The sequence below is a fragment of the Streptomyces sp. NPDC049577 genome, from assembly GCF_040675635.1.
Classification (GTDB): domain Bacteria; phylum Actinomycetota; class Actinomycetes; order Streptomycetales; family Streptomycetaceae; genus Streptomyces.
Genome location: NZ_JBFAPH010000065.1, coordinates 1 through 21,886 on the forward strand (window position 1 = coordinate 1; position 21,886 = coordinate 21,886).

Below are 21,886 nucleotides of genomic sequence, written 5' to 3' on the forward strand. Positions count from 1 at the left end.
CCGCCCCTCGGCGGCGCCGGGGTTCTCGCGTGTGCGCGCCCCTCGCAGGGGGCGGGCCTCAGGCCGTCGCCGACCGGTACTTGCGCACCGCCAGGCTGCGGAACACCACGATGATCAGCACCGACCACAGCAGCGAGGCCCACACCGGGTGCTGCATGGGCCAGGCAGCCGGCACCGGGTAGCCCTCGGGCAGATTGCCGAAGAGCTGCCGCGCCGCCTGCACCGTGGCGCTGAAGGGGTTCCACTCCGCGATGTGGCGGAGCCAGGTCGGCATGTTGTCCGCCGGCACGAAGGCGTTGGAGATGAAGGTCAGCGGGAAGAGCCAGATCAGCCCGCCCGACGTGGCCGCCTCCGGCGTGCGGACCGACAGGCCGATCAGGGCGCCGATCCAGGAGAAGGCGTAGCCGAGCAGGAGCAGCAGCGCGAAGGCCGCGAGGGCCTCCGGCACGCCGTGGTGGACGCGCCAGCCGACGATCACCGCGACGACGGCCAGCACCACCAGGGTCAGCGCGGTCTGCACCAGATCCGCGAGGGTACGCCCGGTGAGGACCGCGCCGCGCGCCATGGGCAGCGAGCGGAAGCGGTCGATGAGGCCCTTGTGCATGTCGTCGGCGATGCCGGCGCCCGCGCCGGCCGTGGCGAAGGTGACGGTCTGCGCGAAGATGCCGGCCATGAGGAACTGCCGGTAGGTGGTCGGATCGGTGTTGCCGCCGACGGCGATCGAGCCGCCGAAGACATAGCTGAACAGCACCACGAACATGATCGGCTGGACCAGCCCGAAGACCACGACCTCGGGGATGCGGATCATCCGGATCAGGTTCCGCTGGGCGACGACCAGGGAGTCGTGCACGGACTGCGCGATGCCGCCGCGCGCCGCGGGGACGGGCCTCCTGGTGAGCGTGGATGCGGCGGTCTCGGCGCTCATGCGACGGCCTCCTGTTCGCGTTCCTCGGCCACGTGTCCGGTCAGCGAGATGAAGACGTCGTCGAGCGTGGGACGCCGCAGCCCGATGTCGTCGATCTCGATGCCCCGGCCGTCCAGCTCGCGGATGACCTCGGCGAGCAGCCGGGCGCCTCCGGAGACGCCGATGGTGACCTTGCGGGTGTGCAGATCGACCGTGGCGGCCCCGCGGCCGAAGGTGCCCAGGAGCTGCTCGGCCAGCGGCAGGTGCTCCCGGTCGTGCACGACGACCTCGACGCGCTCGCCGCCGGTGCGGGCCTTGAGCTGGTCGGAGGTGCCACGCGCGATCACGCGCCCGTGGTCGACGACGGCGATGTCGTGCGCCAGGTGGTCGGCCTCCTCCAGGTACTGGGTGGTCAGCAGCAGGGTGGTGCCGCCGGCGACGAGTTCCTGGATGACCTCCCACAGCGCCTGGCGGTTGCGGGGGTCGAGCCCGGTGGTGGGCTCGTCCATGAACATCACCGGCGGGCTGACGACGAGCGCGGCGGCGAGGTCCAGCCGGCGGCGCATGCCGCCCGAGTAGGTCTTGGTGGGCCGGTCGGCGGCGTCGGCGAGGTGGAAACGCTCCAGCAGCTCGCTCGCCCGGGCCTTCGCGTCGCGCGCGCTCATCTGGTAGAGCCGGCCGACCATGCGCAGGTTCTCACGGCCCGTCAGATACTCGTCGACGGCGGCGAACTGGCCGGACAGACCGATGGCCTGACGGACTTCGTTGGGTTTCTTCAGGACGTCGAGGCCGGCCACGACGGCACGGCCGCGGTCCGGCTTGAGCAGGGTGGTGAGGACGCGCACGGTGGTGGTCTTGCCGGCGCCGTTCGGGCCCAGCAGTCCCAGAACCGTTCCTTCCGGAACGTCGAGATCGACGCCGTCCAGAGCCTTGACGTCGCCGAAGGTCTTCACCAGACCCTCGGCGTAGATGGCACCTGGCATGGGCTTACTCCCCGTTGAGGTGGCGTGGCACACGATTTTACGTTCGGCGTGCGCGGCCCGCCCGGCGAAATTCCCCGCGGGGCACCTAAGCGATGACCCGGTACCCCGCCTCGCGCAGGGCCGCGCGGACCTCCGCGCAGTGCTCCTCGCCCTTGGTCTCCAGATGCAGCTCCACCTCTGCCTCGGTGAGGCCGAGGCGCGGGTCGGTGCGGACGTGGCCGACGTCGAGGACGTTCGCGTCGACCACGGACAGCACCTCCAGCAGCGCGGCCAGCGCGCCGGGGCGGTCCGCCAGCCGCAGCCGCAGCGACAGGTAGCGGCCGGCGGCCGCCATGCCGTGCCGCAGCACGCGCTGCATCAGCAGCGGGTCCACGTTGCCGCCGGACAGCACCGCGACGACCGGGCCCCCGCCCCGGAACGAGCCCGGATCGGCGAGCAGGGCCGCCACCGGGCTGGCCCCGGCCGGCTCCACCACGAGCTTCGCCCGTTCCAGGCACAGCAGCAGCGCGCCCGCCAGCTGATCCTCGGAGACCGTACGGATCTCGTCCACGAGCTCCTCGACGATCGCGAACGGCACGTCCCCGGGCCGGCCCACCCTGATGCCGTCCGCCATCGTCGCCGGCGCCGCCAGGGCCACCGGGTGCCCGGCGGCCAGCGACGGCGGGTACGAGGCGGCGCCCTCCGCCTGCACGCCCACGATCCGCACGTCCGGCCGCAGCGACTTGACCGCCACCGCGATCCCGGCGGCCAGCCCGCCGCCGCCCAGGCCCACGACGACCGTGCGGACCTCTGGGCACTGCTCCAGGATCTCCAGCCCCACCGTGCCCTGGCCGGCGACGATGTCCGGGTGGTCGAAGGGATGGATGAGGACCGCGCCCGTGGCCCCGGCGTACTCCCGGGCGGCCCGCAGCGTCTCGTCCACCACCTGTCCGTGCAGCCGGACTTCGGCGCCGTACTCCCGGGTCGCCGCGACCTTGGGCAGCGGGGCGCCCTCGGGCATGAAGACCGTCGAGCGCACCCCCAGCAGCGAGGCCGCGAGCGCCACGCCCTGCGCGTGGTTGCCTGCGCTGGCCGCCACCACGCCCGCCGCGCGCTCCCGCTCGGAGAGCCCCGCGATCCGCGTATAGGCGCCGCGCACCTTGAAGGAGCCCGTGCGCTGGAGGTTCTCGCACTTCAGAAGCACCGGCGCGGCCAAGAGCCCGGACAGGTACCGGCTGCCCTCCAGAGCGGTGACCCGGCAGATCCCCGAGAGCATCTTCTGGGCGGCGCGCACGTCGTCCAGCGTCACGAGGGTGATTCCCTCTTGTCCGGCGGCCGGACCCGTGGCCCGGTCCATGGCCCGGCCCGCGGCCGGATCCGTGGCCCGGTCACCCTCCCCGGCCCGCCGGCCGGCTCGTGCGCTCATGCTCCCAAGTCTCGCAGCTCGCCCCGGTAACGACTGTCGCGCACATCACATACCGACCGGTTTGCGAAGCACCGGTACGCACGGGCGCCGGGCCGCGTACTCTGTCCCCCATTCCTGAGCAATTCCCTTCCCGCCGCACGAAGTGAGCCCCAGGCCATGCCCACGCATCCGGACATGACGACCGACCGCGCCCCGGGTGTCCTCGACACCCTCCAGCACCAGGTGGCCGTCTTCGCACGCCGCGCCGAACAGACCCGGCTCGGCGGCGTCGGACGGGTCCACAACTCGATGGACCGCGCCGCCTATCTGCTGCTCAACCGCCTCGACCAGGAGGGCCCGATGGGCGTCAAAGCGCTCGCCGCGGGCATGGGGATCGACTCCTCGACCGTCACCCGCCAGGTCGCCCCGCTGGTCGACACCGGCCTCGTCAAACGCACCTCGCACCCCGAGGACGGCCGCGCCGTCGTCCTCCAGCTCTCGCCGCGCGGCAAGGGCCGCCTCGAGGAGGTCCGCGCGTCCCGCCGGGAGCTGATGGCCCTGGTCACGGAGGGCTGGAGCGAGGAGGAGCGCGACCTGTTCTGCACGCTGCTCACCCGCTTCAACGCGGCCCTCTCCGACATCCACACGCTGCCGCCGGTGGCTCCGGCCGCACCCGCGTCCTGACCCGCCTCCCCCCGAAGACGCACGCGGGCGGGCCGGAGACTCGCTCCGGCCCGCCCGCGATCCGCAGGACCGATCCGGTCAGCCCAGCGCCTGCGTCAGGTCCGCCAGCAGGTCGTCCGCCGACTCGATGCCGACCGACAGCCGCACCAGGTCCGCCGGCACCTCCAGCAGCGAGCCCGCCACCGACGCGTGCGTCATCCGGCCCGGGTGCTCGATCAGCGACTCGACGCCGCCCAGCGACTCGCCCAGCGTGAACAGCTCGGTCCGGTTGCAGACCTCGACCGCCGCCCGCTCCCCGCCCTCGACGCGGAACGAGACCATGCCGCCGAAGGACCGCATCTGCTTCGCCGCCACCTCGTGGTGGGCGTGGTCCGGCAGGCCCGGGTAGAAGACCTGCGTCACCTTCGGGTGCGCGAGCAGCAGCTCGGCGACGCGCTCGGCGTTCGCGCTGTGCCGGTCCATACGGACCGCGAGGGTCTTGATGCCGCGCAGCGTCAGCCAGGAGTCGAACGGCCCGGCGACCGCGCCCATGGCGTTCTGGTGGTAGGCCAGCTCCTCGCCCAGACCGGCGTCGGCCGTGACGAGCGCACCGCCGACGACGTCCGAGTGGCCGCCCATGTACTTGGTGGTCGAGTGCACGACGACGTCCGCGCCCAGCGCCAGCGGCTGCTGGAGGTAGGGGCTGGCGAACGTGTTGTCCACGACCAGCTTCGCGCCCGCCTCGCGGGCGACGCCCGCGACGGCCGCGATGTCGGTGATCCCGAGCAGCGGGTTCGAGGGCGTCTCGACCCAGATCACCTTGGTACGGGGCCGCAGCGCGGCCCGTACGGCGGCCGGGTCGGAGGTGTCGGCGACCGACCACTCCACGCCCCAGCGGGCGATGACCTTGGCGAACAGCCGGAACGTGCCGCCGTACGCGTCGTTCGGGATGACCACGTGGTCACCCGGCGTGAGCAGGGTGCGCAGCAGGGTGTCCTCGGCCGCCAGACCGGAGGCGAAGGCGAGACCCCGGACGCCGCCCTCCAGCGCCGCCAGGTTCTCCTCCAGAGCGGTACGCGTGGGGTTGGCGCTACGGCTGTACTCGTAACCGCCCCGCAGGCCGCCGACGCCGTCCTGCTTGTAGGTGGAGACTTGGTAGATGGGCGGGACGACGGCACCGGTCAGCGGGTCCGGCTCTTGCCCGGCGTGAATGGCGAGGGTCTCGAAGGCTTGCTGCTGGTCGCTCATGGCCCCGAGGCTAATACCCGTCCGCCGGAAGCGTGCAGTTCAAATTGTTGCGGGCGTATGAACATCGAACGTTTCCGTGGCGCCGGGCGTTGTAGGTGACGTACGCGTCCGCCGTCACTGTCATCCTCCCGTCATCCGTGCTACCGGCCGGATGATGGCCGCCGTTCCCGGGAAAGTCATGGAAATCCTTCTCATCCTGCTCGCCGTGCTCGTGATCTGCGGCGTGGTGGCCGCCCCCGCCGCGCGCCGCCGGCGCGCCGCGCAGGGGGCCCTGACGGGCGCCGGCGCGGCCGTCGACCCCGCCGGCGCGCACGGCTTCCTGCCGCCCGAGCGGCTCGACGTGCGGCTGCCCGGCCCGGACCCGGAGCTGCTGGCGGCCGTCGAGGAGGCCCGGCGCACGCAGGACTGGAAGCCGGCCGCCGAGCTGCTGGCCCGTACGGACGCGGCCGGCTCAGCCGAGCTGCGCTGGCAGCGCGTCCAGACGCTGGCGGGCGCGGCCGTCCGCGAGCTGGCGGACGCGCCGGGCACGGGCGGCATGTGGCTCCGCCACTGGCGCGTGGTGGCCCCGGAGGACGCCGGCGGCGCGGCGGTGCAGGCGGAGTTCCTGGTCCAGCAGGCTCTGCGGGATCCGGGGTCGGAGGACTACCGCATGATCCTCGAGGAGGCCCGCACGGTCTGCGCCGAGGCGGCCCGGCTGGCCCCCGAGGACCCGGTGCCGGCCATCGTCGAGCTGGGCGTGGCGCGGGGCCTCGGCGTGGGCGCGGCGGAGTTCCAGTCCCTGTGGGAGGGGGTCGCCGCCCGGGTGCCGCACCACATGGGCGCCCACCTGGCCGCCCTGCGCTACTGGAGCGGCAAGTGGCACGGCTCCCGGGAGCAGGCCGAGTCCTTCGCCCGGCGTGTCGCGGCCGCCGCCCCGGAGGGCAGCCTGCTGCCCGCCCTGCCGCTCTTCGCCGTCCACGACCACCTGCCGGACGTCCAGCTGGTCCGTAGCCTCTACCAGAGCGAGGTCGTCCGCGACGCGGTGGAGGCCGCCCGGTACGCGGTCGCGCACGCCCCGGCCGGCCATCCCGTCCTGCCGCACGTCCGCCATCTGCTGGCCTGGTTCCTGATCCGCGCCGAGCGCTACGGCGAGGCCCTGGAGCAGTTCCGCGCGGTCGACGGCCACATCGGCGCGATCCCCTGGACGTACGAGCCGGACCCGGTCGCCGCCTACACCACCTACCGCGCCCTGGCCGTGGCCGGCTGGGAGCGCGGCGGGAATCCCGCGTAGCCCGCGCGCGTTCTTCCCAGTCCCGGAACCCTCCTTTGGAGTGCTCATGCTGTTCGGCCGCCGCGCACCCGTCCTGCCCACCCCCGAGGAGGCCCTCAAGGGCCGCCCGGCCCCGGAGTTCCCCCTCCCCGAGCGCCACACGGTCCTGGGCACGCCCCTGGCCCCGCCCTACCCCGGCCACCTGGCCGTGGCCGACTTCGGCCTCGGCTGCTTCTGGGGCGCCGAGCGGAAGTTCTGGCAGACCCCGGGAGTCTGGACCACCCTGGTCGGCTACCAGGGCGGCCACACCCCGAATCCCACGTACGAAGAGGTCTGCAGCGGCCTGACGGGCCACACGGAAGCGGTCCGCGTGGTCTTCGACCCGTCGCAGGTCCCGTACGAGACGCTCCTGAAACTGTTCTGGGAGTCCCACAACCCCACCCAGGGCTTCCGCCAGGGCAACGACGTGGGCACCCAGTACCGCTCGGCGATCTACACCCACTCCCCGGCCCAGCACGCGGCGGCGGAGTCCTCCCGCGAGGCCTACCAGTCCGTCCTGACGGCGTCGGGCCACGGCCCGATCACGACGGAGATCCTCCCGGCGGGCCCCTTCTACGCGGCGGAGGCGTACCACCAGCAATACCTGGACAAGAACCCGGGCGGCTACTGCGGGATCGGGGGGACGGGGGTGAGCTGCCCGGTGGGGGTGGCGAAGACGGACAACTGACTCCCCTCACCAGGCACGTTGCCTGCGGCGCTCGCTGCCGGCGCACTAGGCGTGTCCGATGGGTCAGTGCGGGCCTGTGCCGACTCACCGGACACCCGTAAAGTCCGTCCGACGAACCGCATGACCGCGGTGCTGGAGTCTCGTTCCGCTGGGTGTGGAGCGGGGCGATCTCTCAGACGGCGAGTGGGCCGGCGCCGGCACGAACAGGCCCGCCGCCGACGCTGTGGCAGCGCGGGCGGCACGCCTGCCGGCTTCGAGCGGCCCGCCCGGTACACGCGCGGGAACGAGGCCGGCGCATGGTGAACGGCTCACAGGCTTCGGCGGCCCGCCGAACATGCTGTCGGGGCTGAGGCGTCAGCGTGCGGCGCTGCTTGGCTACTCGCCCGTGGCACCGGAGCCGAGTCCGCCCAGGAGGTCATCAAGGGTGTTGCTGAGGCCGCTGAGGACGTCATCGAGACCGCCGCCGTCGGCGGCCTGAGCGGGGGTGGCGAGCGCGACGCTTCCCAGGGCAAGAAGGGCGGTCGCTGCGATGGCGGCGACGAACCGGCGGACATTGCTCATGACATGCCTCCCGAAGGTGTTTGCCGGCATGGAGTACGAACCGGCCGAGAGCATTCCCCTGCCATTGCTCTCGCCCACCGGCACTGCACGGGCGCACAGAAGCTCCGCAGGGCATATCAGAATTACCTCGCGCTGCGACAGCTTGACGGACCAGCAACCGACCCCCGAAACAGGGGGAAGGACTAACGCCGGCACAGCCCGTCAGCCCTCCGTCCTCGCCACCCCCGCCCCCGGGCGGCTACTGCGGGATCGGGGGGAGGTCCGGCCCGGCGTCCGGCCGCCCGTGCTCCGTGGCTGCCGTTGCCGCGAGACATGCGTACGGTCATTTCCCGGCAGCTCCGGGAGTGCGGGGCCGGACGACCGATGGGCACAGCTCGACGAAGGCTCGTATCCGGGCGTTCTCGCCGGACGTCGGCCAGATGAACCCGTACTCGATGGGAGGGGCGTTCTGGAAGGGGACCCATGTGACGCCAGGGCGAGCGTGATAGCGCTCCGCAGCCTCGCTGGCCGGTGAGACGCCTTTGCCCATGCCGACGAGGTTCAGCAGCTCCGTCCAGTAGGTGGTGGCCTGGCCGTGCGGGATGGGCCTGCCCTGCGGAGTCTGCCGGGGGTAGTGGTGGTCCAGCCAGTACTGCGGTACGGACCCGGCGACGGAGAGGAGCTTCGACTCCGCGAGATCCTCCAGTGACACGGACGCGCGTTGGGCGAAGGGGTGCCGGGTGGGAACCATCAGCACGCGGCGCTCGGAGAGCAGGACGGGGCCGAGCGTGAGATCGGGTTCGTCCACCGGGCGCTCGGTGACCTGGAGATGGACCTGACCGCTCCTGATCGGCCCGAAGGGATCAAAGAGCTGCACCTCCTCGATCTCCACCTCGCAATCCGGATAGCGGGAGCGGAAGGTGTCGGCGACCTTCAGAAGGATCTCGGCGACCATGGCGCTGGAGTACCCGATGCGAAGCACACCCGTGATGCCTCGCCCTGTGGCCACCGCACGATCGATGGCACGCTGCAACTGTCGGCGAACGGGGAGCAGATCCTCGCGCAACTGCTGTCCCGTGGGGGTCAGGGCGACGCGCCGGCTGGTGCGTTCGAACAACGGCACGCCAATGCGGCGCTCCAGTTTCTTGATGGTCTGGCTGACTCGCCCCTGGGCCAGCCCGAGCCGCTCGGAGGTGCGCCTGAAGTGCAGTTCCTCGGCCAGCGTCAGGAACGTCTCGATCTCGTGTCGCTCCATCCCCGGCCTCCATCGGTGAGTCTGGATCACCGATCGTAGATGATCTCGGTGTTGTTTCGTCCGACAGTCCGTTCAAAAGTGGACCGGGCCCGAGGGCTCACACACTCACTGATCGCGCCGCCGCCGACCGAGCGGGGCGCCCGCCGCAATGGACGATCACCATGACCACCGCCCCAGTTGCGTCCCGCTTGTTCGAACCCGCCCGCCTGGGCTCCCTGGCTCTGCCCAACCGCCTGGTGATGGCCCCGATGACCCGCAACCGCGCAACCGCTGACGGCGTCCCGCAACCGATCATGGCTACCTACTACGCGCAGCGCGCCACCGCGGGGCTGATCATCGCCGAGGCTTCCACGCCGAACGCCGTGGGCCAGACCTACGCCAACATCACTGCCATCCACAACGAGGCGCACGTGGCCGGATGGCGACGCGTCACCGATGCGGTGCGTGCCGCGGGCGGCCGGATGTTCCTGCAACTGCAGCACGGCGGCCGGGTCGGCCACCCCGACAACAGCGGGCTGACGCCCGTCGCCCCCTCGCCGGTCGCGCTCCCCGACACGATCCACACCCCCTCCGGGCACCAGAATGCCGTCGTACCCCGGGAGATGACGGTCGAGGAGATCCGCTCCACCGTCGCCGACTTCGCTGCCGCTGCCCGCAAGGCCATCGACGCGGGTTTCGCCGGAGTGGAGGTACACGCCGCAAACGGATACCTCCTCCACCAGTTCCTGGCGCAGGGCACCAATCACCGCACCGACGCCTACGGCGGTCCGGTGTCCGGCCGCATCCGCTTCGTGGTCGAGGTCGTCCAAGCCGTCTCCGACGCGATCGGCCCCCAGCGGGTCGGGGTGCGTATCGCACCCGGGCTCACGGTCAACGGCATAGAGGAGGGCGACACCGAGAGCATCTACCCGGCGCTCATCGACGCGCTGGCCGGCGTCGGCCCGGCATACCTGCACGTCGTCTTCGCCGACCCGGACCAGCCCCTCTTCCAGGAGATCCGCAAGAACTGGCCGGGCACGCTGATCGCCAACCCCGTACTCGGCTGGGGAGGACCGCTGCCCGCCGACGGAGGCAAGCACGAGGGCGAGCGGCTCCTCGCCGCGGGAGCCGACCTGATCTCCCTCGGCCGCGCCTTCCTGGCCAACCCCGACCTGGTCGAACGACTGCGCATCGGCGCACCGCTCAATGCCCTGCAGGACAAGGGCCTGATGTACGTGGGCGGAGAGGCCGGCTACACCGACTATCCCGTGCTGGCCGCTGCCCGCCACGAAGGCCGGGTGCCCGAACCGACCGCACCTTAGCGCCCACGCCGTAGCGGGTGGCGGGACGGTTGCGCATCCTACGGTCCGCGCGTATCCGCCCGCGGGAACGGAGCACGAGGACAAGACCGCGGCCTACTGCTGCCGCTTCCTGCCGGCACACTGGCGGCGCGTGGGACGCACGCCCGGGACGCCCCACGGGAATTCGGCCCCGTGGGGCGTCCGTCGATCCCGACGCCGGTGCCGGCGATCCGCGAGGTCAGGCGCCGGTCAGCGCTTCCGGTGCGCGGTCGGCCTCCCTGAGCGAGGCCGACAGGGCACGGGCCTCGTGTTCGGTCATCCGGGGAGTTTCGTACGGCACGGCGTTGACCCAGCGCTGAGTCAGCCGGGCGATCCGCTCGCCGTACCGCGCCGCGGTGATCCGGTCGCCGCGGGATCCCGCGTGCTCCGGGCCCTGGTCGGCGTGGCTCTGGCTCATCAGGCCCAGCCACGAGCCCAGCCGGTTCACATCGTCGCGGGTGCCACCGCTCCAGTTGTTGCCCGGCATGTCGCCCACGCCGATCCACTGCATGCCCAGCTGCGCGGCGAAGACCGCCAGCTGTTCCAGGACCATCAGCTTGTCGCCGCTCTGCGAGGCGGACATGGTGAACCCGCCGGCCGGCTTGTCCTTCCACGCCTGCGTCGTGAACGGCGCGAACGCCGCCTCCATGAACGCCTTGAACACCGCGGACACGCTGCCCATCAGCGTCGGGCAGCCGAGGACGATCGCGTCGGAGCGGTCGAGCAGTGCCAGCACCTCCGCATCGTGCCAGCGGCCCGCGGTGACGTCCCGTGGACAGGATGGAACTGGAAGCGTTCGTCGCGGTCGCGGAAGAGCTCCACTTCGGCCGCGCCGCCGCGCGCCTGCACCGGGGGCAGCCCACCGTCAGCGAGGCCGTCAGGCGGCTGGAGAACACCCTGGGCGGGCACGCCGAGCTGAGCGCGGCCGAACTGTCCACCACCGGCCTGCTCACCTGGCCGCACCAGATCAACAGCGGTCTCTGCGACCGTCTCCTGTCCGCCTTCCGCATCGGCGGAGCCGACCTGCGCATCATCAGAACCGCCGACAGCGTGCACGCCATCGCCGCTCATGTCGCCGCGGGAACGGGCATCGGCATCACCGTCGAATCGGCGCTCGACCACCAGCCACCGGGCCTGCGCATCATCCCCCTCACCGGCCCTTCGACCACGGCCGACCAGGTCGTCCTCATCCCCGCCGAGCCGTCGGACACCGCCATGGCACTGCGCGACCTGCTGCTGCGCGCCTCGGCGGAGTCACCCTCCACCGGTCACTGAGCGGTGCGGGTTCCGCGGTCACGGCGCCCGCCCCGGAGTGGCGTGCCCCCACCGCTGGACGGAGAATCGTGGTGACGGACCCGGGAGGTGGCATGACCGATCCCCTGACGATCCTCGGGCAGGCACGCCAGGGCCCCGTCCCGGCGGACTGGCGTGTCTTCACCAAGAAGCGCGGGAAGCTGTCCGGCTTCTTTCACGGGACCTCGCAGGATCCGGATCCGCTGCTGGTCATCACCACCGACGGCGCCATCGAATACGCGAGCGAACAAAAGCCGCTGACGATCGTCAGTTTCCACGATCTGGCCGGGATGGCGCTGCAAGTACGCGGAAGCAGCTTCTCCGACAGTTCCGCGGTGTCCATCAGCACATGGGTCGACCTGACCTACCGCGACGGCAGCAAGGACAAGTGGCGGTCCCCGTCCTTCGCGAACGACCTGCCGGCGATTCAGGGCTTCATCGAGGCCTACGGCGCCCACAAGGCACTGCAAGGGCGCTGATGTGCTGCGCTCTGCGGAGCCGGAGCCGGCGACACCGGCGGCGGGACGGCGCGAGACGGTCGCGCTCGTGCCGGTCGAGCCGCAGCGGCGCGGCCCGGGCGGTTCAGGGCTGAGCCCCGCCCCCGGGCCGTCCGTCAGAGCGCGGCGGCCCGGGCGCGTACCAGGAGGTTCTGCGTGCCCAGGCCGATCGCCAGGTACGCGTACAGCGACGCGGCGCCCAGGAGCCCGGTGCCGGCTGCGTGGTCGATCCACAGGCCCAGCGCGGCGTGCGCGCCCACCGAGGCCACCCAGAGGGCGGTGGTGGCCGCCGTGCCCTTGCGCAGCACCTCGCCCTCGGGGCCGGTCCACACCCGTACCGTCCGTGCCCGGACGGCGCCGAAGCCCGCCGCGACGAGCAGGCTCGCGGCCAGGAGGGCGACGGACAGCGCGTTCAGCGGGCGGTCCTTGACGACCGAGGCGATACCGAAGGCCAGCCCCACGACGCCCAGGACGCCGATGACGGCCGGGGTCACCAGCGAGGCGACGGGCCGCACCGGGCGGGTGCGCAGCTGTCGTCGTATCACCAGGGCGACGACCGCCACGGCCACGACGGAAGCACCGCCGCTCATCCCCTGCATGTTCCAACCCCCGTGCTGTTGTGCGAAGTCCACGGCACGGTATCGGAGGGCGGGGGATGTCCCCTGATCGGGTGATGCACTTCCAGGGCGCTGCGGCGCGTTCGCCCGATCGAAGCGGTTTGGAGTTCCCGCGCCGCGCGGCGGGGGCGCGTCCGTACGGGCCCCTGTTCCGCCCTCGCCCGACGGTGCGGTTCGGCGGGCGGCCCTCCGCGTTCCGACCGGTTGACCGTCCGATCGTCGCAGCGGTACTTAATCCGGCTGTCCGTCGTCAACACGAGGAGCTTTCATGACCGGTCGTCTGCGCCGTGCCCTCACCGTTCTCTGCGCGGCCGCCGCGCTGTCCGTCGCCGGCGCTGGCAGCGCCGGGGCTCATCCGACGGGTCAGAAGCCGACGGTGCTGGACCTCTACCTGAGCAAGCAGTCGCTCCTCCACTTCCACCAGGCCCTGCACGCCCACCTCGCCGACGACCGGGGCAATCCCGTCTCCGGGGCGTACATCCGCATGTACACACCCGGGCACGCCAAGCTGTGCCAGACGGTCACCGACGCCCATGGCGACGCGAACTGCGACGCGCCCCTGGCCGCTCCCACCGAGGTCGTGAACGAGACCCTGAACGGCTACTACGCCCGCTTCGATGGTGACGACCACCATCTGCCGGCCGAGGCGCACGCTCCGTCGACCCTGGTGGCGGGCGACATCTGACCGGTCCCCGCCGGCGCCCCGGACGCTAGCGGGTCCGCTCGGCGAGCCACCGCGTCATCGCGCGGACGCCGACGCCGATGGCCCGCTCGTCCGGGGTGAAGCCGGGGTAGTGCGGATAGGCGGTCGTGACGGGTGCGCCGGGGGTGCGGACGCCGAGGAAGGTGTACGTGCCGGGGATCCGGTCCAGGTAGAGCGCGAAGTCCTCGCCGCTGAAGGGGATCGCCGCGTGCAGTTCGGTGACCGCGTCCGGCCCGAGCGTGCGGCGCAGATGGCGGGCCAGGGCGGCGGTTTCGCGCTCCGGGCAGACCATGGCGGGGAACGGGTCGGCGGGGAAGCTCACCCGGGACCCGGGGTACGGCTCCGCCAGCCGGCGGACGTCCGCGCGCACCTCCGTGTACCGCTCGGGCGGCCAGCAGCGGTACGCGACGCTCACCGTGGCGTCCTGCGCCCGCGCCCGGACGGCCGTGAAGCGGGCCAGCGGCCCGTCCGGGACCTGGAGGTCGGCGACCAGCTGCTCCAGGGCGGCGGTCGTCGTGGGCGGCGTCACGGTGGCGAGCGCCCCGATCCCGGCCGCGAGCCGGCGCGCGGCGCCGGCGGCGTCCGGGCCCGTGAGGGTCACCTGGGCATGGTCCTGGCCCGGGAGCCCGTAGCCCGGCATCACGGCGAACTGCCCGACGGGGAACGGGCCGCAGTGCAGCGCGTGGATCTCCTCGACGCGGTGCTGCTCCAGCACCCCCGCGTCGATCATCGCGCGGGCGCCGGCCAGCGACTCCTCGGCGGGCTGGAAGAGGAAGACCACCGTTCCGCTCAACAGATGCCGCCGGCGTGCCAGGGCCTGTGCGATGCCGACGGCGACGGTGGTGTGGAGGTCGTGGCCGCAGACGTGGGCGGGTGCGGTGCCGCCCCCGACGATGCCCTCGGGCGGCACCGCGTCCATGTCGGCCCGGTACGCGACGGTCCGGCCGGGCCGTGCGCCGCGCAGGACGCCGACCACGCCGTGGCCGCCGCCCACTCCGGTGCTCACGGCCAGCCCGGCCGCCCGCAGCGCCCGGGCGACGACATCGGCGGTGCGCTGCTCCTGGCCGGGCGCTTCGGGGTGCCGGTGCAGGTCCCGGCGCAGCTCGATCAGCCCGCGCTCCGCGGGCCGTGCCGGCCCGTCGGCGGCGGCCCGCCCGGCGGTTCCCCAGACGATCCCCGCACCGGCCGCCGCGGCGGCGGCGAGCAGGGTGCGGCGGGTGAGGGCGGCGTCTTCCGTCGAACGAATTCTCATGCGGCACACACTGCTGGAGGAGGGCACCCGCGGCCCATCCGGCAGCCGCCCGGGCGGGGGTGGGGGTAACCCCCTGGTGCGGCGCCGCGTTGATCCTTCGGGGGTTCATGCGGCTTTGAGTGGGCTGCCGGCGTAGGTCCGGCGGTAGGGCTTGGCGTCGTGTTCGTCGTAGGCCAGGACGAAGGTGGCGCTCGACGATGCCGGCGAAGGGAACCCCGCGCCGCACGACATAGTCCCGGCGGATGACTCCCGGTACCTCGCGGGGGCTACGAACGACACACATCCATGGGCTGATTCGATACGGAGCTGCGGAACCTAGCGTCGATCCCATGAAACGCAATCGCCGTATCAGCGCTGTCGCGGTGCTGGCGCTCGCCGCCCTCGTCACCGGAACCGGCGCCGGGTTCGCCGCCACGACCACACCGCCGGCCACACCGGTGGCCACGCACGCGTTCGACACCGCACCGGCCACGGCCACCGCGCCCACGCGGTCCTTCCAGGGCGTGCTCCCCGCGCCGACCGGCCCCTACGCCGCCGGCGAGGACGTCATCCACCTCACCGACGCGAGCCGTCCCGACCCGTGGGTGCCGTCATCCGGCCCCCGCCAACTGACCGTCACGATGGTCTACCCGGCCGTCCCCGGGACCGGGACTCCGGCCCCTTATATGACCCTCGCCGAGGCAGCCGGAGTCATCCAGCACGCGAAGATACCGGCGAGCTCCGGCGTCACCCCGCAGAACCTTTCCGGCGTCACCACTCACGCCTTCGACGGCGCGCGGCCGCAACACGGCAAGCATCCGCTGGTGGTCCTCTCACCCGCGTACGAGGACCCGCGCATGACGCTCACCTCGCTCGCGACCGACCTGGCCAGTCACGGCTACGTCGTCGCGCTCGTCGGCCACACCCACGAGGACAGCGGCGAGACGCTGGCGAACGGCCAGACGCCGCCGTGCGCGATCTGCGATGACCCGGCGCTCGACTTCGACTCCGTCGCCGCCAGCCGCGCGCGGGACGTGTCCTTCGTGATCGACCGGTTGACGCACGGCAATACCGCGTGGCCCCTGGCACACCTCATCGACAAGCACAAGATCGGCATGGCCGGACACTCCCTCGGCGGAGCGGCGGCCGCCACCACGATGATCGCCGACCCGCGAGTACGGGCCGGAGTGAACATGGACGGCACCTTCCACCCGGCCCCGATGCCCGGCCAGATCAACCGGCCGTTCCTCATGCTGGGTACGGCCGAAAACCTCCCGGCCGGCGGCCACGACACCACGTGGGGGCAGACCTGGGCCGCCCTCGGCGGCTACAAGAAGTGGCTGACGGTCACCGACGCCGACCACTTCAGCTTCAGCGACCTGGACCTGCTTCACCAGCAGGCCGGGTTCCCGACGCCGCCCCTCTCCCCGGCACGCGGGCTGGTGATCACCCGCGAGTACGTGACAGCGTTCTTCGACCGGACGCTGAAGGGGATCCACCGTCCGCTGCTGGACGGCCCCTCGCCGAACAATCCGGAAGTACTCTTCCAGCACTAGTGCGGCGCCGCGTTGATTCTTCGGGGCTTCATGCGGCTTTGAGTGGGCTGCCGTCGTAGGTCCGGCGGTAGGGCTTGGCGTCGTAGTGGAGAAGACCGGCTCGACTTGGTGGAGCCAGCCGGCGTGTTTGCACTAGAACCAGTCGCCGTCGCCGCTCCCGGCGCCGTACTCGTCGTAGTTCTCGGTGATGTTGACGATCTGCTGGGGCTCGTCGTCGTCGAGCATCTCGTTGATGAGCGCACCGCCGACGAGCCCGGCCGCACCGGCGGCCACGACACCGCCCCAGCCGGGCCCCTGCCGCTGCGGCTGCGCCTGCTGCTGCGCGGGGGCGGCGTACCCCTGCGGCGCGTACCCGGGCTGCGGCGCGTATCCCTGCTGGGGCGCGGGCGCGTACCCCTGCGCGGCCGACTGCTGAAGGCCGGCCCAGCGCTGCGCGCACGCGACGCAGCTCATGACGCCGCGGGCCACGCCCCACTGGGGCGCCCACATGAGGTTCTGCACGCCGGGGCCGTGCGCCGGGTCAAAGAAACAGTTCAACGCATCTCCTGAAAGCACACGGGGGCACGTTGACGACCGTGCCCGGACGAGCAACCCTGCCGCATACTTCAACAATTGCGCAAGTCTGGAACCTCTGGGCATGGCTTGGCGTCCAGACAGGGTGGGGCTCAACAGCGGGACCGACGGGAATGCCCCGCCCCCGCCCCGCGGTTGGGGGCGGTGTGAGTGAACCATTCAGCGTCGCCGTCACCGTCCGCGGCTATGAGACCGATTCCCAGGGGCACCTCAACACCAGCGTGTACATGCAGTACGCCGAACATGCCCGCTGGTGTGCGTTGGAGGCCGGTGGGATCCGGCAGAGCGCGTTGCTGGAGAAGGGCGTGGGGCCGGTGAACCTGGAGACCAACCTGCGGTTCCACCGGGAGCTGCGGGCCGGGGACGAGGTGCGGGTGAGCTGTGCCTTCCGGTACGACGGCGGGAAGACGATCCGGATCGAGCAGCGGATCGTGAAGGCCGACGGCACGCTCGCCGCCGAAGTGACGAGCGTCGGCGGGCTGCTCGATCTGGCCGAGCGGCGGCTGGTCGCCGACCCGGCCTCCTGGTTCCGGGCGCTGGCGTCGGACCCGGAACCGCTGGGGCTCTGAGGCGACTCAGCGCAGCACGGCCGCGTCCGCCGCCTCCGCGCCCCGGGCCCAGCCCTCCGCGTCGCGGCCCTTGAGGCGGTGGGCCGTGGTGTCGGGGAAGAGCCGTTCGGCGGTCTCGCCGACGGCCAGGTCGCGGGCGGCCAGGACGGGCAGGACCTCCGTGCGGCGCTCGCGGGCCGCCACGTCGCGCACGGCCTCGGCGAGGCGGTCGCCGATGCGCGCGCCGTAGGCGATGAGGAAGGACTGGCGGAAGTCCCGGGTGCGCCGCGAGCGGCCGTCCGCGTGGTGCGCGTCGGCCGCGCGCCGCATCGCGGTGGTCGCCTGGACGAGCAGGGACGTGTACATCAGCTCGACGAGCTCCAGATCGGCCTCGAAGCCGACGACGGTCGAGAAGCCGTACTCGCCCGACCACACCGCCTGGCAGTGGTTGGCCGTGGCCACCGCGCCCAGGAGGAGTGCCTTCGCCGATTCGTACGGGCCCTCGACACCGATCCGGCACGCCTCGGGCCCGTCGCCGTGCGCGGCCGCCGCGGAGCCGGCCGCCAGCATGGCCTCGTCGATCGAGTGCCGGGCCATGAGCTCCTGCGCCTTGGCGGAGAGCGCCTCCGCCTCCTCCGGGAAGTCCGTCGACTCGGCCTTGGCCAGCAGTGCGCGGATCCGCCCGAGCGTGCGGGGCTCGACAGCGGCCGTACGGGCGCGGCCGGCGGCGCCCGGCAGCGGGCCGACGGCGCCGATCGGCGGGAGGGCGTCGATCAGCCGCAGCGCGCCGAGGGCGCAGGCGGCGGCCTCGAAGCGGCTGACGCGCTCGCGCTGGGCGAAGCCGTCGAGGAATCCGGTGTCGCCGGAGGGGCCGCCGTCCCACCACGCCCGGGCGTCCAGCTCGGCCAGCTGCGCCGCCCAGCGCGCGCCCAGCGTGTCCGGCGCGTAGCGGCGGGCCTCGGCGGCGATGACGTCGACGGCGAACCGCTCGGCGGCCGGGGGCAGATCGCGGCGCACGAGCCGGACGACGTCGGCCGGCTGCCAGCCGCGTTCCCAGGCGGCGCGCACGGTCGCGGAGGCGGCGCGCAGCAGGGCGCGGCTGATCGCGCCGGGACCGGCGGGTGCGGCGGCCAGGACGGAGGCGGCCACGTCCAGGGCGTCGTCGAGGTCGCTCCCGGGCACGCCGCGCAGTCCGCGCAGGGCCTGCTGGACGGTCTCCAGCGGATCGGTCTCCTCCACAGGGCTCCTTCTTCCTCGAATCGCCTGGGGCCACGGAACTCCCGGACGCCCCCCGGACGCCCCCGGACGTCCCGGATGCGGACGCCGGTGCTCCGCCACCTCCCCCTATCGAACACCGCCGCGAGCGCGAGGACGAATCCGAGGGCAGAGCCCAGGCGGCCCGTCCCCGGGCATCACGAAAGGTCACGTTCTTTCATCCGAAGAGTGGGCAAGTCCCCTTATCGGGCCGAACATTGAGTCGCGGAACGTAGTCGATCGATACTCTACGTGTCCATCCGTCCGGAGGGGGGAGCCGTATGCGATCCCGCACGTCCACGAGCGTTCCCGTCGTACCGGGCGCCTGGCCGGTGGTCGGCCACGCGCCCCAGCTCATGCGGCGGCCACTGGAGTTCGTCACCTCGCTGGCCGCGCACGGCGACGTGGTGCGGCTCGGCCTCGGCATGCTGCCGGTCCACGCGGTCACGCATCCGTCGCTGGTCCGCCGCGTCCTCGTCGACGACGCCCGGCACTTCTCGCGGGGCCGGCTCTTCGAGAAGGCCTCCCTGTTCCTCGGCGAGGGGCTGGCGGCGATCTCCGGGCCGGTGCACCGCCGGCACCGGCGCGTGATCCAGCCGGCCTTCCACCCGCAGCGGATCGCCGCCGGAGTGCCGGCCATGCGGGAGGCCGCGCAGGGCCTCGCCGCCGCGTGGCGGCCGGGGCAGACCGTCGCGGTGGACCGGGCCATGAACGACCTGTCCCTGGACGTGCTGGCGCGCACGCTGCTGCCCACCGCCGCGGAGAGCGGCGCCGGCGGGGAGTTCCACCGGGCGCTGCCCGTGCTCACCCGGGGCATGATGACCCGCAGCGTCCTGCCCGAGTGGTGGACGCGCGTCCCGACCCCGGGGCAACGGCGCTTCGACCGGGCCCACCGCACCATGGACGCCTTCATCGGCGAGGCCATCGGCGCGGCGATCGGCGCGCACGGCGCCGGCGGCCGGGGGGACGGCCCGGAGGGCGGCGGCATGCTGTCCGTCCTCCTCGCCGACCGGCACGAGCCGGTACGGCCGGCCGCGCCCTCCCCCTGCGCGGCCGCCGCCGCGGCCGGCTGTACGGGCGGAGGGCTCACCGAGCGCCAGATCCGCGACCACGTCACCAGCATCGTGATGGCCGGCGTCGAGACGACCGGCGCGACCCTGGCCTGGTTCTTCCACGAACTGGGCCGCCATCCCGAGGTGGAGGCACGGGTGCACGCCGAGGTCGACGCCGTCCTCGGCGACCGGCCGCCCGGCCAGGAGGACCTGCCCGCCCTGGAGTTCACCGGGCGGGCGCTCACGGAGACCCTGCGCCGCTACACCCCGTGGCTGCTCACCCGCCGCGCCGACGTGCCCGTGCTCCTCGGGGGCTTCACGCTGCCCGCCGGCGCCGAGATCCTCTACAGCCCGTACGCCCTGCACCACGACGCCCGCTGGTTCCCCTCGCCGCGGCGCTTCGACCCGGACCGCTGGCTGCCCGAGCGGGCGCGGGAGGTGCCCAAGGGGGCCTTCATGCCCTTCGGGGCGGGGGCGCACAAGTGCATCGGCGAGACCTTCGCCTTCACGGAGATGATGATCGCGGCCGCGGTCGTCTGTCGGCGCTGGCGGCTGCGCCCGGTGCCGGGCGTGCGGGTCCGGGCGGTGGCCCGGGGCGAGATCCACCCGGACCGGCTGCCCATGACCGCCGAGCCCCGGCACGGGGCGTGAACGCGAACGGGCCCGGCCGCGCGGAAGCGTCCGCGCGGCCGGGCCCGTCGAGCCGTCGCTCAGGAACCCGTGGCGCTGCCGGCGACCCAGGCGCTCCAGTCCATGTTCCAGCCGTTGAGGCCGTTGTCCGGGGCGATCGTCTTGTCGTCGGAGTTCTTGACCTCGACGACATCGCCGATGATCGACTGGCCGAAGAACCAGGCGCCCGGCGTCGACGGGTCGTCCGCGCCCTGCTTGTCCTGGAGGCCGACGCAGCCGTGGCTGGTGTTGGCGACGCCGAAGACGCCGCTGCCCCAGTAGTTGCCGTGGATGAAGGTGCCCGACGTGGACAGGCGCATGGCGTGCGGCACGTCCTTGATGTCGTACTCGCCCTTGCCGTCGGCCTTGGAGAAGCCCACGGTCGAGCCGTCCATCCGGGTCTCCTTGAACTTCTCGGAGATCACCATCTTGCCGTTGTACGTGGGGTTCTGCGGGCTGCCCGCGGAGATCGGGATGGTCTTGATGACCTGCCCGTCCCGCGTGACCGTCATCTGGTGGGTCTTGGCGTCGACCGTGGACACCTGCGAGCGGCCGATCTTGAAGTTGATCGTCTTGTTCTGGACGCCCTTGATGCCCGGGGCGCCCTCGACGCCCGAGAGATCCATCTTGAGGGTGACGTCCGAACCGGCCTTCCAGTAGTCCTGCGGGCGGAAGTCCAGCCGCTGCTCGCCGAACCAGTGGCCGACGACCTTCTGGCCGCTGCTGGAGGTCACCTGCAGGTGCGACTGGACGGCCTTGCGGTCCTTGATCGGCTTGTCGAAGTTGATCGACACGGGCATGCCCACGCCGACGGTCGAGCCGTCCTCCGGCGTGAAGGAGCCGATGAAGCTGTTGGCCGGGGAGACCGTCGAGAAGGAGGAGTTCTCGGTGGCCTTGCGGTCCTTGTCGTCCTTGGCCTCGGCGACGATCTTGTACTTGGTGGACCGCTCCAGCTGCTTGGCCGGCTTCCAGGACTTCTTGTCCGGAGATATCGTGCCCTCGACCGGGGTGCCCTTGTCGGTGGTCATGGTGACGCTCGTGAGCGTGCCGCCGCTGACGGTCACCCTCACGGCCTCGGTGCTGATCTGGGCGTCGGCGGTGCCGCTCTTGGGCGTGATCGTGATCTGCGCCTTGGAGGCCTCCTTGGCCGCCGCCGCGTCCACCTGGTTCTGCGACTTGCCGTGGCCGGAGTCGCCGCTCTTGCCGTCGTCACCGTCGCCGCCGCAGGCGGCGAGGGTCAGCACGCCACCGAGCACAGCGGCCGCGGCCGCCAGGGCCTTGCGGCGCTTGCCGTCCGTCATCACACGCTTCTCCATTGCTCCTGGACCCCGAAATCCCCCGAGCCGTCCGCGGGGCTCGTGGGGCTACCCGTATCCCGGCTTCTCCATAGAGAACGCCTGCGCGCTTTCGTCCGTTCCACACCAGGGCGAAAGTGTGGGGAAGACCATAGCCCGCCGGGAGAGGCGCAACGCTACCGAATCCGCACGAGCGACTACGCGGCGGAGAGGGGACGTTCCGCCCGCGGGCGCGGCCCTCGCCGGGGCCGCGGTTCACCCTGTGGTTCACCCTGTGAACGCGGCTTCCGCGTGCTCTCCGGCATCACTAACATCGGGTCAGTCTC

At 72.4% G+C, this 21,886-nt stretch carries 22 protein-coding genes; 10 read left to right on the forward strand and 12 right to left on the reverse strand.

The window, feature by feature from the left end; genetic code table 11:
- Nucleotides 1-58 precede the first annotated feature (58 nt).
- From AB0K09_RS10645 to ilvA, 3 genes are all read right to left on the reverse strand, one after another.
- Complete coding sequence (locus AB0K09_RS10645; protein WP_366064950.1) at nt 59-925, reverse strand: ABC transporter permease; 867 nt, start codon at nt 923-925, stop codon at nt 59-61.
- Nucleotides 922-1,887 carry an ATP-binding cassette domain-containing protein gene (locus tag AB0K09_RS10650; protein ID WP_366064951.1) on the reverse strand — a complete coding sequence of 322 codons (966 nt, stop codon included), beginning with the start codon at nt 1,885-1,887 and terminating at the stop codon, nt 922-924. Before AB0K09_RS10650 ends, AB0K09_RS10645 begins: the two co-directional genes overlap by 4 nt.
- A gap of 85 nt (nt 1,888-1,972) precedes the next feature.
- Nucleotides 1,973-3,223 (reverse strand): threonine ammonia-lyase, encoded by a 1,251-nt coding sequence (gene ilvA / locus AB0K09_RS10655; protein WP_366064972.1) that lies wholly within the window; start codon nt 3,221-3,223, stop codon nt 1,973-1,975.
- Nucleotides 3,224-3,448: 225 nt separating this feature from the next.
- On the opposite strand from ilvA, the gene AB0K09_RS10660 reads away from it, so the two are divergent.
- The gene (locus AB0K09_RS10660; RefSeq protein WP_366064952.1) at nt 3,449-3,955 is read left to right on the forward strand and encodes a MarR family transcriptional regulator; all 507 of its coding nucleotides are present in this window, start codon (nt 3,449-3,451) and stop codon (nt 3,953-3,955) included.
- Nucleotides 3,956-4,033: 78 nt separating this feature from the next.
- Here the strand turns inward: AB0K09_RS10660 and AB0K09_RS10665 are convergent, their stop codons facing one another.
- Complete coding sequence (locus AB0K09_RS10665; protein ID WP_366064953.1) at nt 4,034-5,182, reverse strand: cystathionine gamma-synthase; 1,149 nt, start codon at nt 5,180-5,182, stop codon at nt 4,034-4,036.
- A gap of 178 nt (nt 5,183-5,360) precedes the next feature.
- Here AB0K09_RS10665 and AB0K09_RS10670 point away from each other — a divergent pair, with 178 nt between their 5' ends.
- Entirely contained in the window at nt 5,361-6,452 is a 1,092-nt protein-coding gene (locus AB0K09_RS10670; RefSeq protein WP_366064954.1) for a hypothetical protein, read from the forward strand.
- Between the two features lie 46 nt (nt 6,453-6,498).
- Nucleotides 6,499-7,158, forward strand: a complete 660-nt coding sequence (gene msrA, locus AB0K09_RS10675; RefSeq protein WP_366064955.1) for a peptide-methionine (S)-S-oxide reductase MsrA — start codon at nt 6,499-6,501, stop codon at nt 7,156-7,158.
- Nucleotides 7,159-7,533: 375 nt separating this feature from the next.
- Here the strand turns inward: msrA and AB0K09_RS10680 are convergent, their stop codons facing one another.
- Nucleotides 7,534-7,719 carry a hypothetical protein gene (locus AB0K09_RS10680; RefSeq protein WP_366064956.1) on the reverse strand — a complete coding sequence of 62 codons (186 nt, stop codon included), beginning with the start codon at nt 7,717-7,719 and terminating at the stop codon, nt 7,534-7,536.
- 322 nt (nt 7,720-8,041) lie between these two features.
- Nucleotides 8,042-8,953, reverse strand: a complete 912-nt coding sequence (locus AB0K09_RS10685) for a LysR family transcriptional regulator (protein ID WP_366064957.1) — start codon at nt 8,951-8,953, stop codon at nt 8,042-8,044.
- Nucleotides 8,954-9,114: 161 nt separating this feature from the next.
- Here AB0K09_RS10685 and AB0K09_RS10690 point away from each other — a divergent pair, with 161 nt between their 5' ends.
- The gene (locus tag AB0K09_RS10690; protein ID WP_366064958.1) at nt 9,115-10,254 is read left to right on the forward strand and encodes an alkene reductase; all 1,140 of its coding nucleotides are present in this window, start codon (nt 9,115-9,117) and stop codon (nt 10,252-10,254) included.
- 217 nt (nt 10,255-10,471) lie between these two features.
- Here the strand turns inward: AB0K09_RS10690 and AB0K09_RS10695 are convergent, their stop codons facing one another.
- Nucleotides 10,472-11,008 (reverse strand): flavodoxin family protein, encoded by a 537-nt coding sequence (locus AB0K09_RS10695; protein ID WP_366064959.1) that lies wholly within the window; start codon nt 11,006-11,008, stop codon nt 10,472-10,474.
- Between the two features lie 44 nt (nt 11,009-11,052).
- Here AB0K09_RS10695 and AB0K09_RS10700 point away from each other — a divergent pair, with 44 nt between their 5' ends.
- Nucleotides 11,053-11,547, forward strand: coding sequence for a LysR family transcriptional regulator (locus AB0K09_RS10700; protein ID WP_366064960.1), 495 nt, complete (start codon nt 11,053-11,055; stop codon nt 11,545-11,547).
- 92 nt (nt 11,548-11,639) lie between these two features.
- Complete coding sequence (locus AB0K09_RS10705; protein ID WP_366064961.1) at nt 11,640-12,044, forward strand: hypothetical protein; 405 nt, start codon at nt 11,640-11,642, stop codon at nt 12,042-12,044.
- Nucleotides 12,045-12,178: 134 nt separating this feature from the next.
- On the opposite strand, the gene AB0K09_RS10710 is transcribed toward AB0K09_RS10705, so the two are convergent.
- Nucleotides 12,179-12,652, reverse strand: a complete 474-nt coding sequence (locus AB0K09_RS10710; protein ID WP_366064963.1) for a hypothetical protein — start codon at nt 12,650-12,652, stop codon at nt 12,179-12,181.
- A gap of 295 nt (nt 12,653-12,947) precedes the next feature.
- Here AB0K09_RS10710 and AB0K09_RS10715 point away from each other — a divergent pair, with 295 nt between their 5' ends.
- Nucleotides 12,948-13,364, forward strand: coding sequence for a hypothetical protein (locus AB0K09_RS10715; RefSeq protein WP_366064965.1), 417 nt, complete (start codon nt 12,948-12,950; stop codon nt 13,362-13,364).
- Between the two features lie 25 nt (nt 13,365-13,389).
- Here the strand turns inward: AB0K09_RS10715 and AB0K09_RS10720 are convergent, their stop codons facing one another.
- A complete protein-coding gene (locus AB0K09_RS10720; protein WP_366064966.1) occupies nt 13,390-14,634 on the reverse strand; it encodes an amidohydrolase in 1,245 nt (414 codons plus the stop codon).
- 329 nt (nt 14,635-14,963) lie between these two features.
- On the opposite strand from AB0K09_RS10720, the gene AB0K09_RS10725 reads away from it, so the two are divergent.
- Nucleotides 14,964-16,169 carry an alpha/beta hydrolase gene (locus AB0K09_RS10725; RefSeq protein ID WP_366064967.1) on the forward strand — a complete coding sequence of 402 codons (1,206 nt, stop codon included), beginning with the start codon at nt 14,964-14,966 and terminating at the stop codon, nt 16,167-16,169.
- A gap of 132 nt (nt 16,170-16,301) precedes the next feature.
- On the opposite strand, the gene AB0K09_RS10730 is transcribed toward AB0K09_RS10725, so the two are convergent.
- Nucleotides 16,302-16,706 carry a hypothetical protein gene (locus tag AB0K09_RS10730; protein WP_366064968.1) on the reverse strand — a complete coding sequence of 135 codons (405 nt, stop codon included), beginning with the start codon at nt 16,704-16,706 and terminating at the stop codon, nt 16,302-16,304.
- A gap of 182 nt (nt 16,707-16,888) precedes the next feature.
- Here AB0K09_RS10730 and AB0K09_RS10735 point away from each other — a divergent pair, with 182 nt between their 5' ends.
- Nucleotides 16,889-17,311 (forward strand): thioesterase family protein, encoded by a 423-nt coding sequence (locus AB0K09_RS10735; RefSeq protein WP_366064969.1) that lies wholly within the window; start codon nt 16,889-16,891, stop codon nt 17,309-17,311.
- Nucleotides 17,312-17,317: 6 nt separating this feature from the next.
- On the opposite strand, the gene AB0K09_RS10740 is transcribed toward AB0K09_RS10735, so the two are convergent.
- Nucleotides 17,318-18,490, reverse strand: a complete 1,173-nt coding sequence (locus AB0K09_RS10740) for a DUF2786 domain-containing protein (RefSeq protein ID WP_366064973.1) — start codon at nt 18,488-18,490, stop codon at nt 17,318-17,320.
- Between the two features lie 335 nt (nt 18,491-18,825).
- Here AB0K09_RS10740 and AB0K09_RS10745 point away from each other — a divergent pair, with 335 nt between their 5' ends.
- A complete protein-coding gene (locus tag AB0K09_RS10745; protein WP_366064970.1) occupies nt 18,826-20,247 on the forward strand; it encodes a cytochrome P450 in 1,422 nt (473 codons plus the stop codon).
- A gap of 59 nt (nt 20,248-20,306) precedes the next feature.
- Here AB0K09_RS10745 and AB0K09_RS10750 read toward each other — a convergent pair whose 3' ends face one another.
- Entirely contained in the window at nt 20,307-21,581 is a 1,275-nt protein-coding gene (locus tag AB0K09_RS10750; RefSeq protein ID WP_366064971.1) for an Ig-like domain-containing protein, read from the reverse strand.
- Nucleotides 21,582-21,886 lie beyond the last annotated feature (305 nt).

Bases quoted from the DNA above. Each gene is read 5' to 3' on its own strand.
- AB0K09_RS10645 (WP_366064950.1), bottom strand. From the start codon at position 925: ATGAGCGCCGAGACCGCCGCATCCACGCTCACCAGGAGGCCCGTCCCC.
- AB0K09_RS10650 (WP_366064951.1), bottom strand. From the start codon at position 1,887: ATGCCAGGTGCCATCTACGCCGAGGGTCTGGTGAAGACCTTCGGCGAC.
- ilvA (WP_366064972.1), bottom strand. From the start codon at position 3,223: ATGGACCGGGCCACGGGTCCGGCCGCCGGACAAGAGGGAATCACCCTC.
- AB0K09_RS10660 (WP_366064952.1), top strand. From the start codon at position 3,449: ATGCCCACGCATCCGGACATGACGACCGACCGCGCCCCGGGTGTCCTC.
- AB0K09_RS10665 (WP_366064953.1), bottom strand. From the start codon at position 5,182: ATGAGCGACCAGCAGCAAGCCTTCGAGACCCTCGCCATTCACGCCGGG.
- AB0K09_RS10670 (WP_366064954.1), top strand. From the start codon at position 5,361: ATGGAAATCCTTCTCATCCTGCTCGCCGTGCTCGTGATCTGCGGCGTG.
- msrA (WP_366064955.1), top strand. From the start codon at position 6,499: ATGCTGTTCGGCCGCCGCGCACCCGTCCTGCCCACCCCCGAGGAGGCC.
- AB0K09_RS10680 (WP_366064956.1), bottom strand. From the start codon at position 7,719: ATGAGCAATGTCCGCCGGTTCGTCGCCGCCATCGCAGCGACCGCCCTT.
- AB0K09_RS10685 (WP_366064957.1), bottom strand. From the start codon at position 8,953: ATGGAGCGACACGAGATCGAGACGTTCCTGACGCTGGCCGAGGAACTG.
- AB0K09_RS10690 (WP_366064958.1), top strand. From the start codon at position 9,115: ATGACCACCGCCCCAGTTGCGTCCCGCTTGTTCGAACCCGCCCGCCTG.
- AB0K09_RS10700 (WP_366064960.1), top strand. From the start codon at position 11,053: ATGGAACTGGAAGCGTTCGTCGCGGTCGCGGAAGAGCTCCACTTCGGC.
- AB0K09_RS10705 (WP_366064961.1), top strand. From the start codon at position 11,640: ATGACCGATCCCCTGACGATCCTCGGGCAGGCACGCCAGGGCCCCGTC.
- AB0K09_RS10710 (WP_366064963.1), bottom strand. From the start codon at position 12,652: ATGAGCGGCGGTGCTTCCGTCGTGGCCGTGGCGGTCGTCGCCCTGGTG.
- AB0K09_RS10715 (WP_366064965.1), top strand. From the start codon at position 12,948: ATGACCGGTCGTCTGCGCCGTGCCCTCACCGTTCTCTGCGCGGCCGCC.
- AB0K09_RS10720 (WP_366064966.1), bottom strand. From the start codon at position 14,634: ATGAGAATTCGTTCGACGGAAGACGCCGCCCTCACCCGCCGCACCCTG.
- AB0K09_RS10725 (WP_366064967.1), top strand. From the start codon at position 14,964: ATGAAACGCAATCGCCGTATCAGCGCTGTCGCGGTGCTGGCGCTCGCC.
- AB0K09_RS10745 (WP_366064970.1), top strand. From the start codon at position 18,826: ATGCGATCCCGCACGTCCACGAGCGTTCCCGTCGTACCGGGCGCCTGG.
- AB0K09_RS10750 (WP_366064971.1), bottom strand. From the start codon at position 21,581: ATGGAGAAGCGTGTGATGACGGACGGCAAGCGCCGCAAGGCCCTGGCG.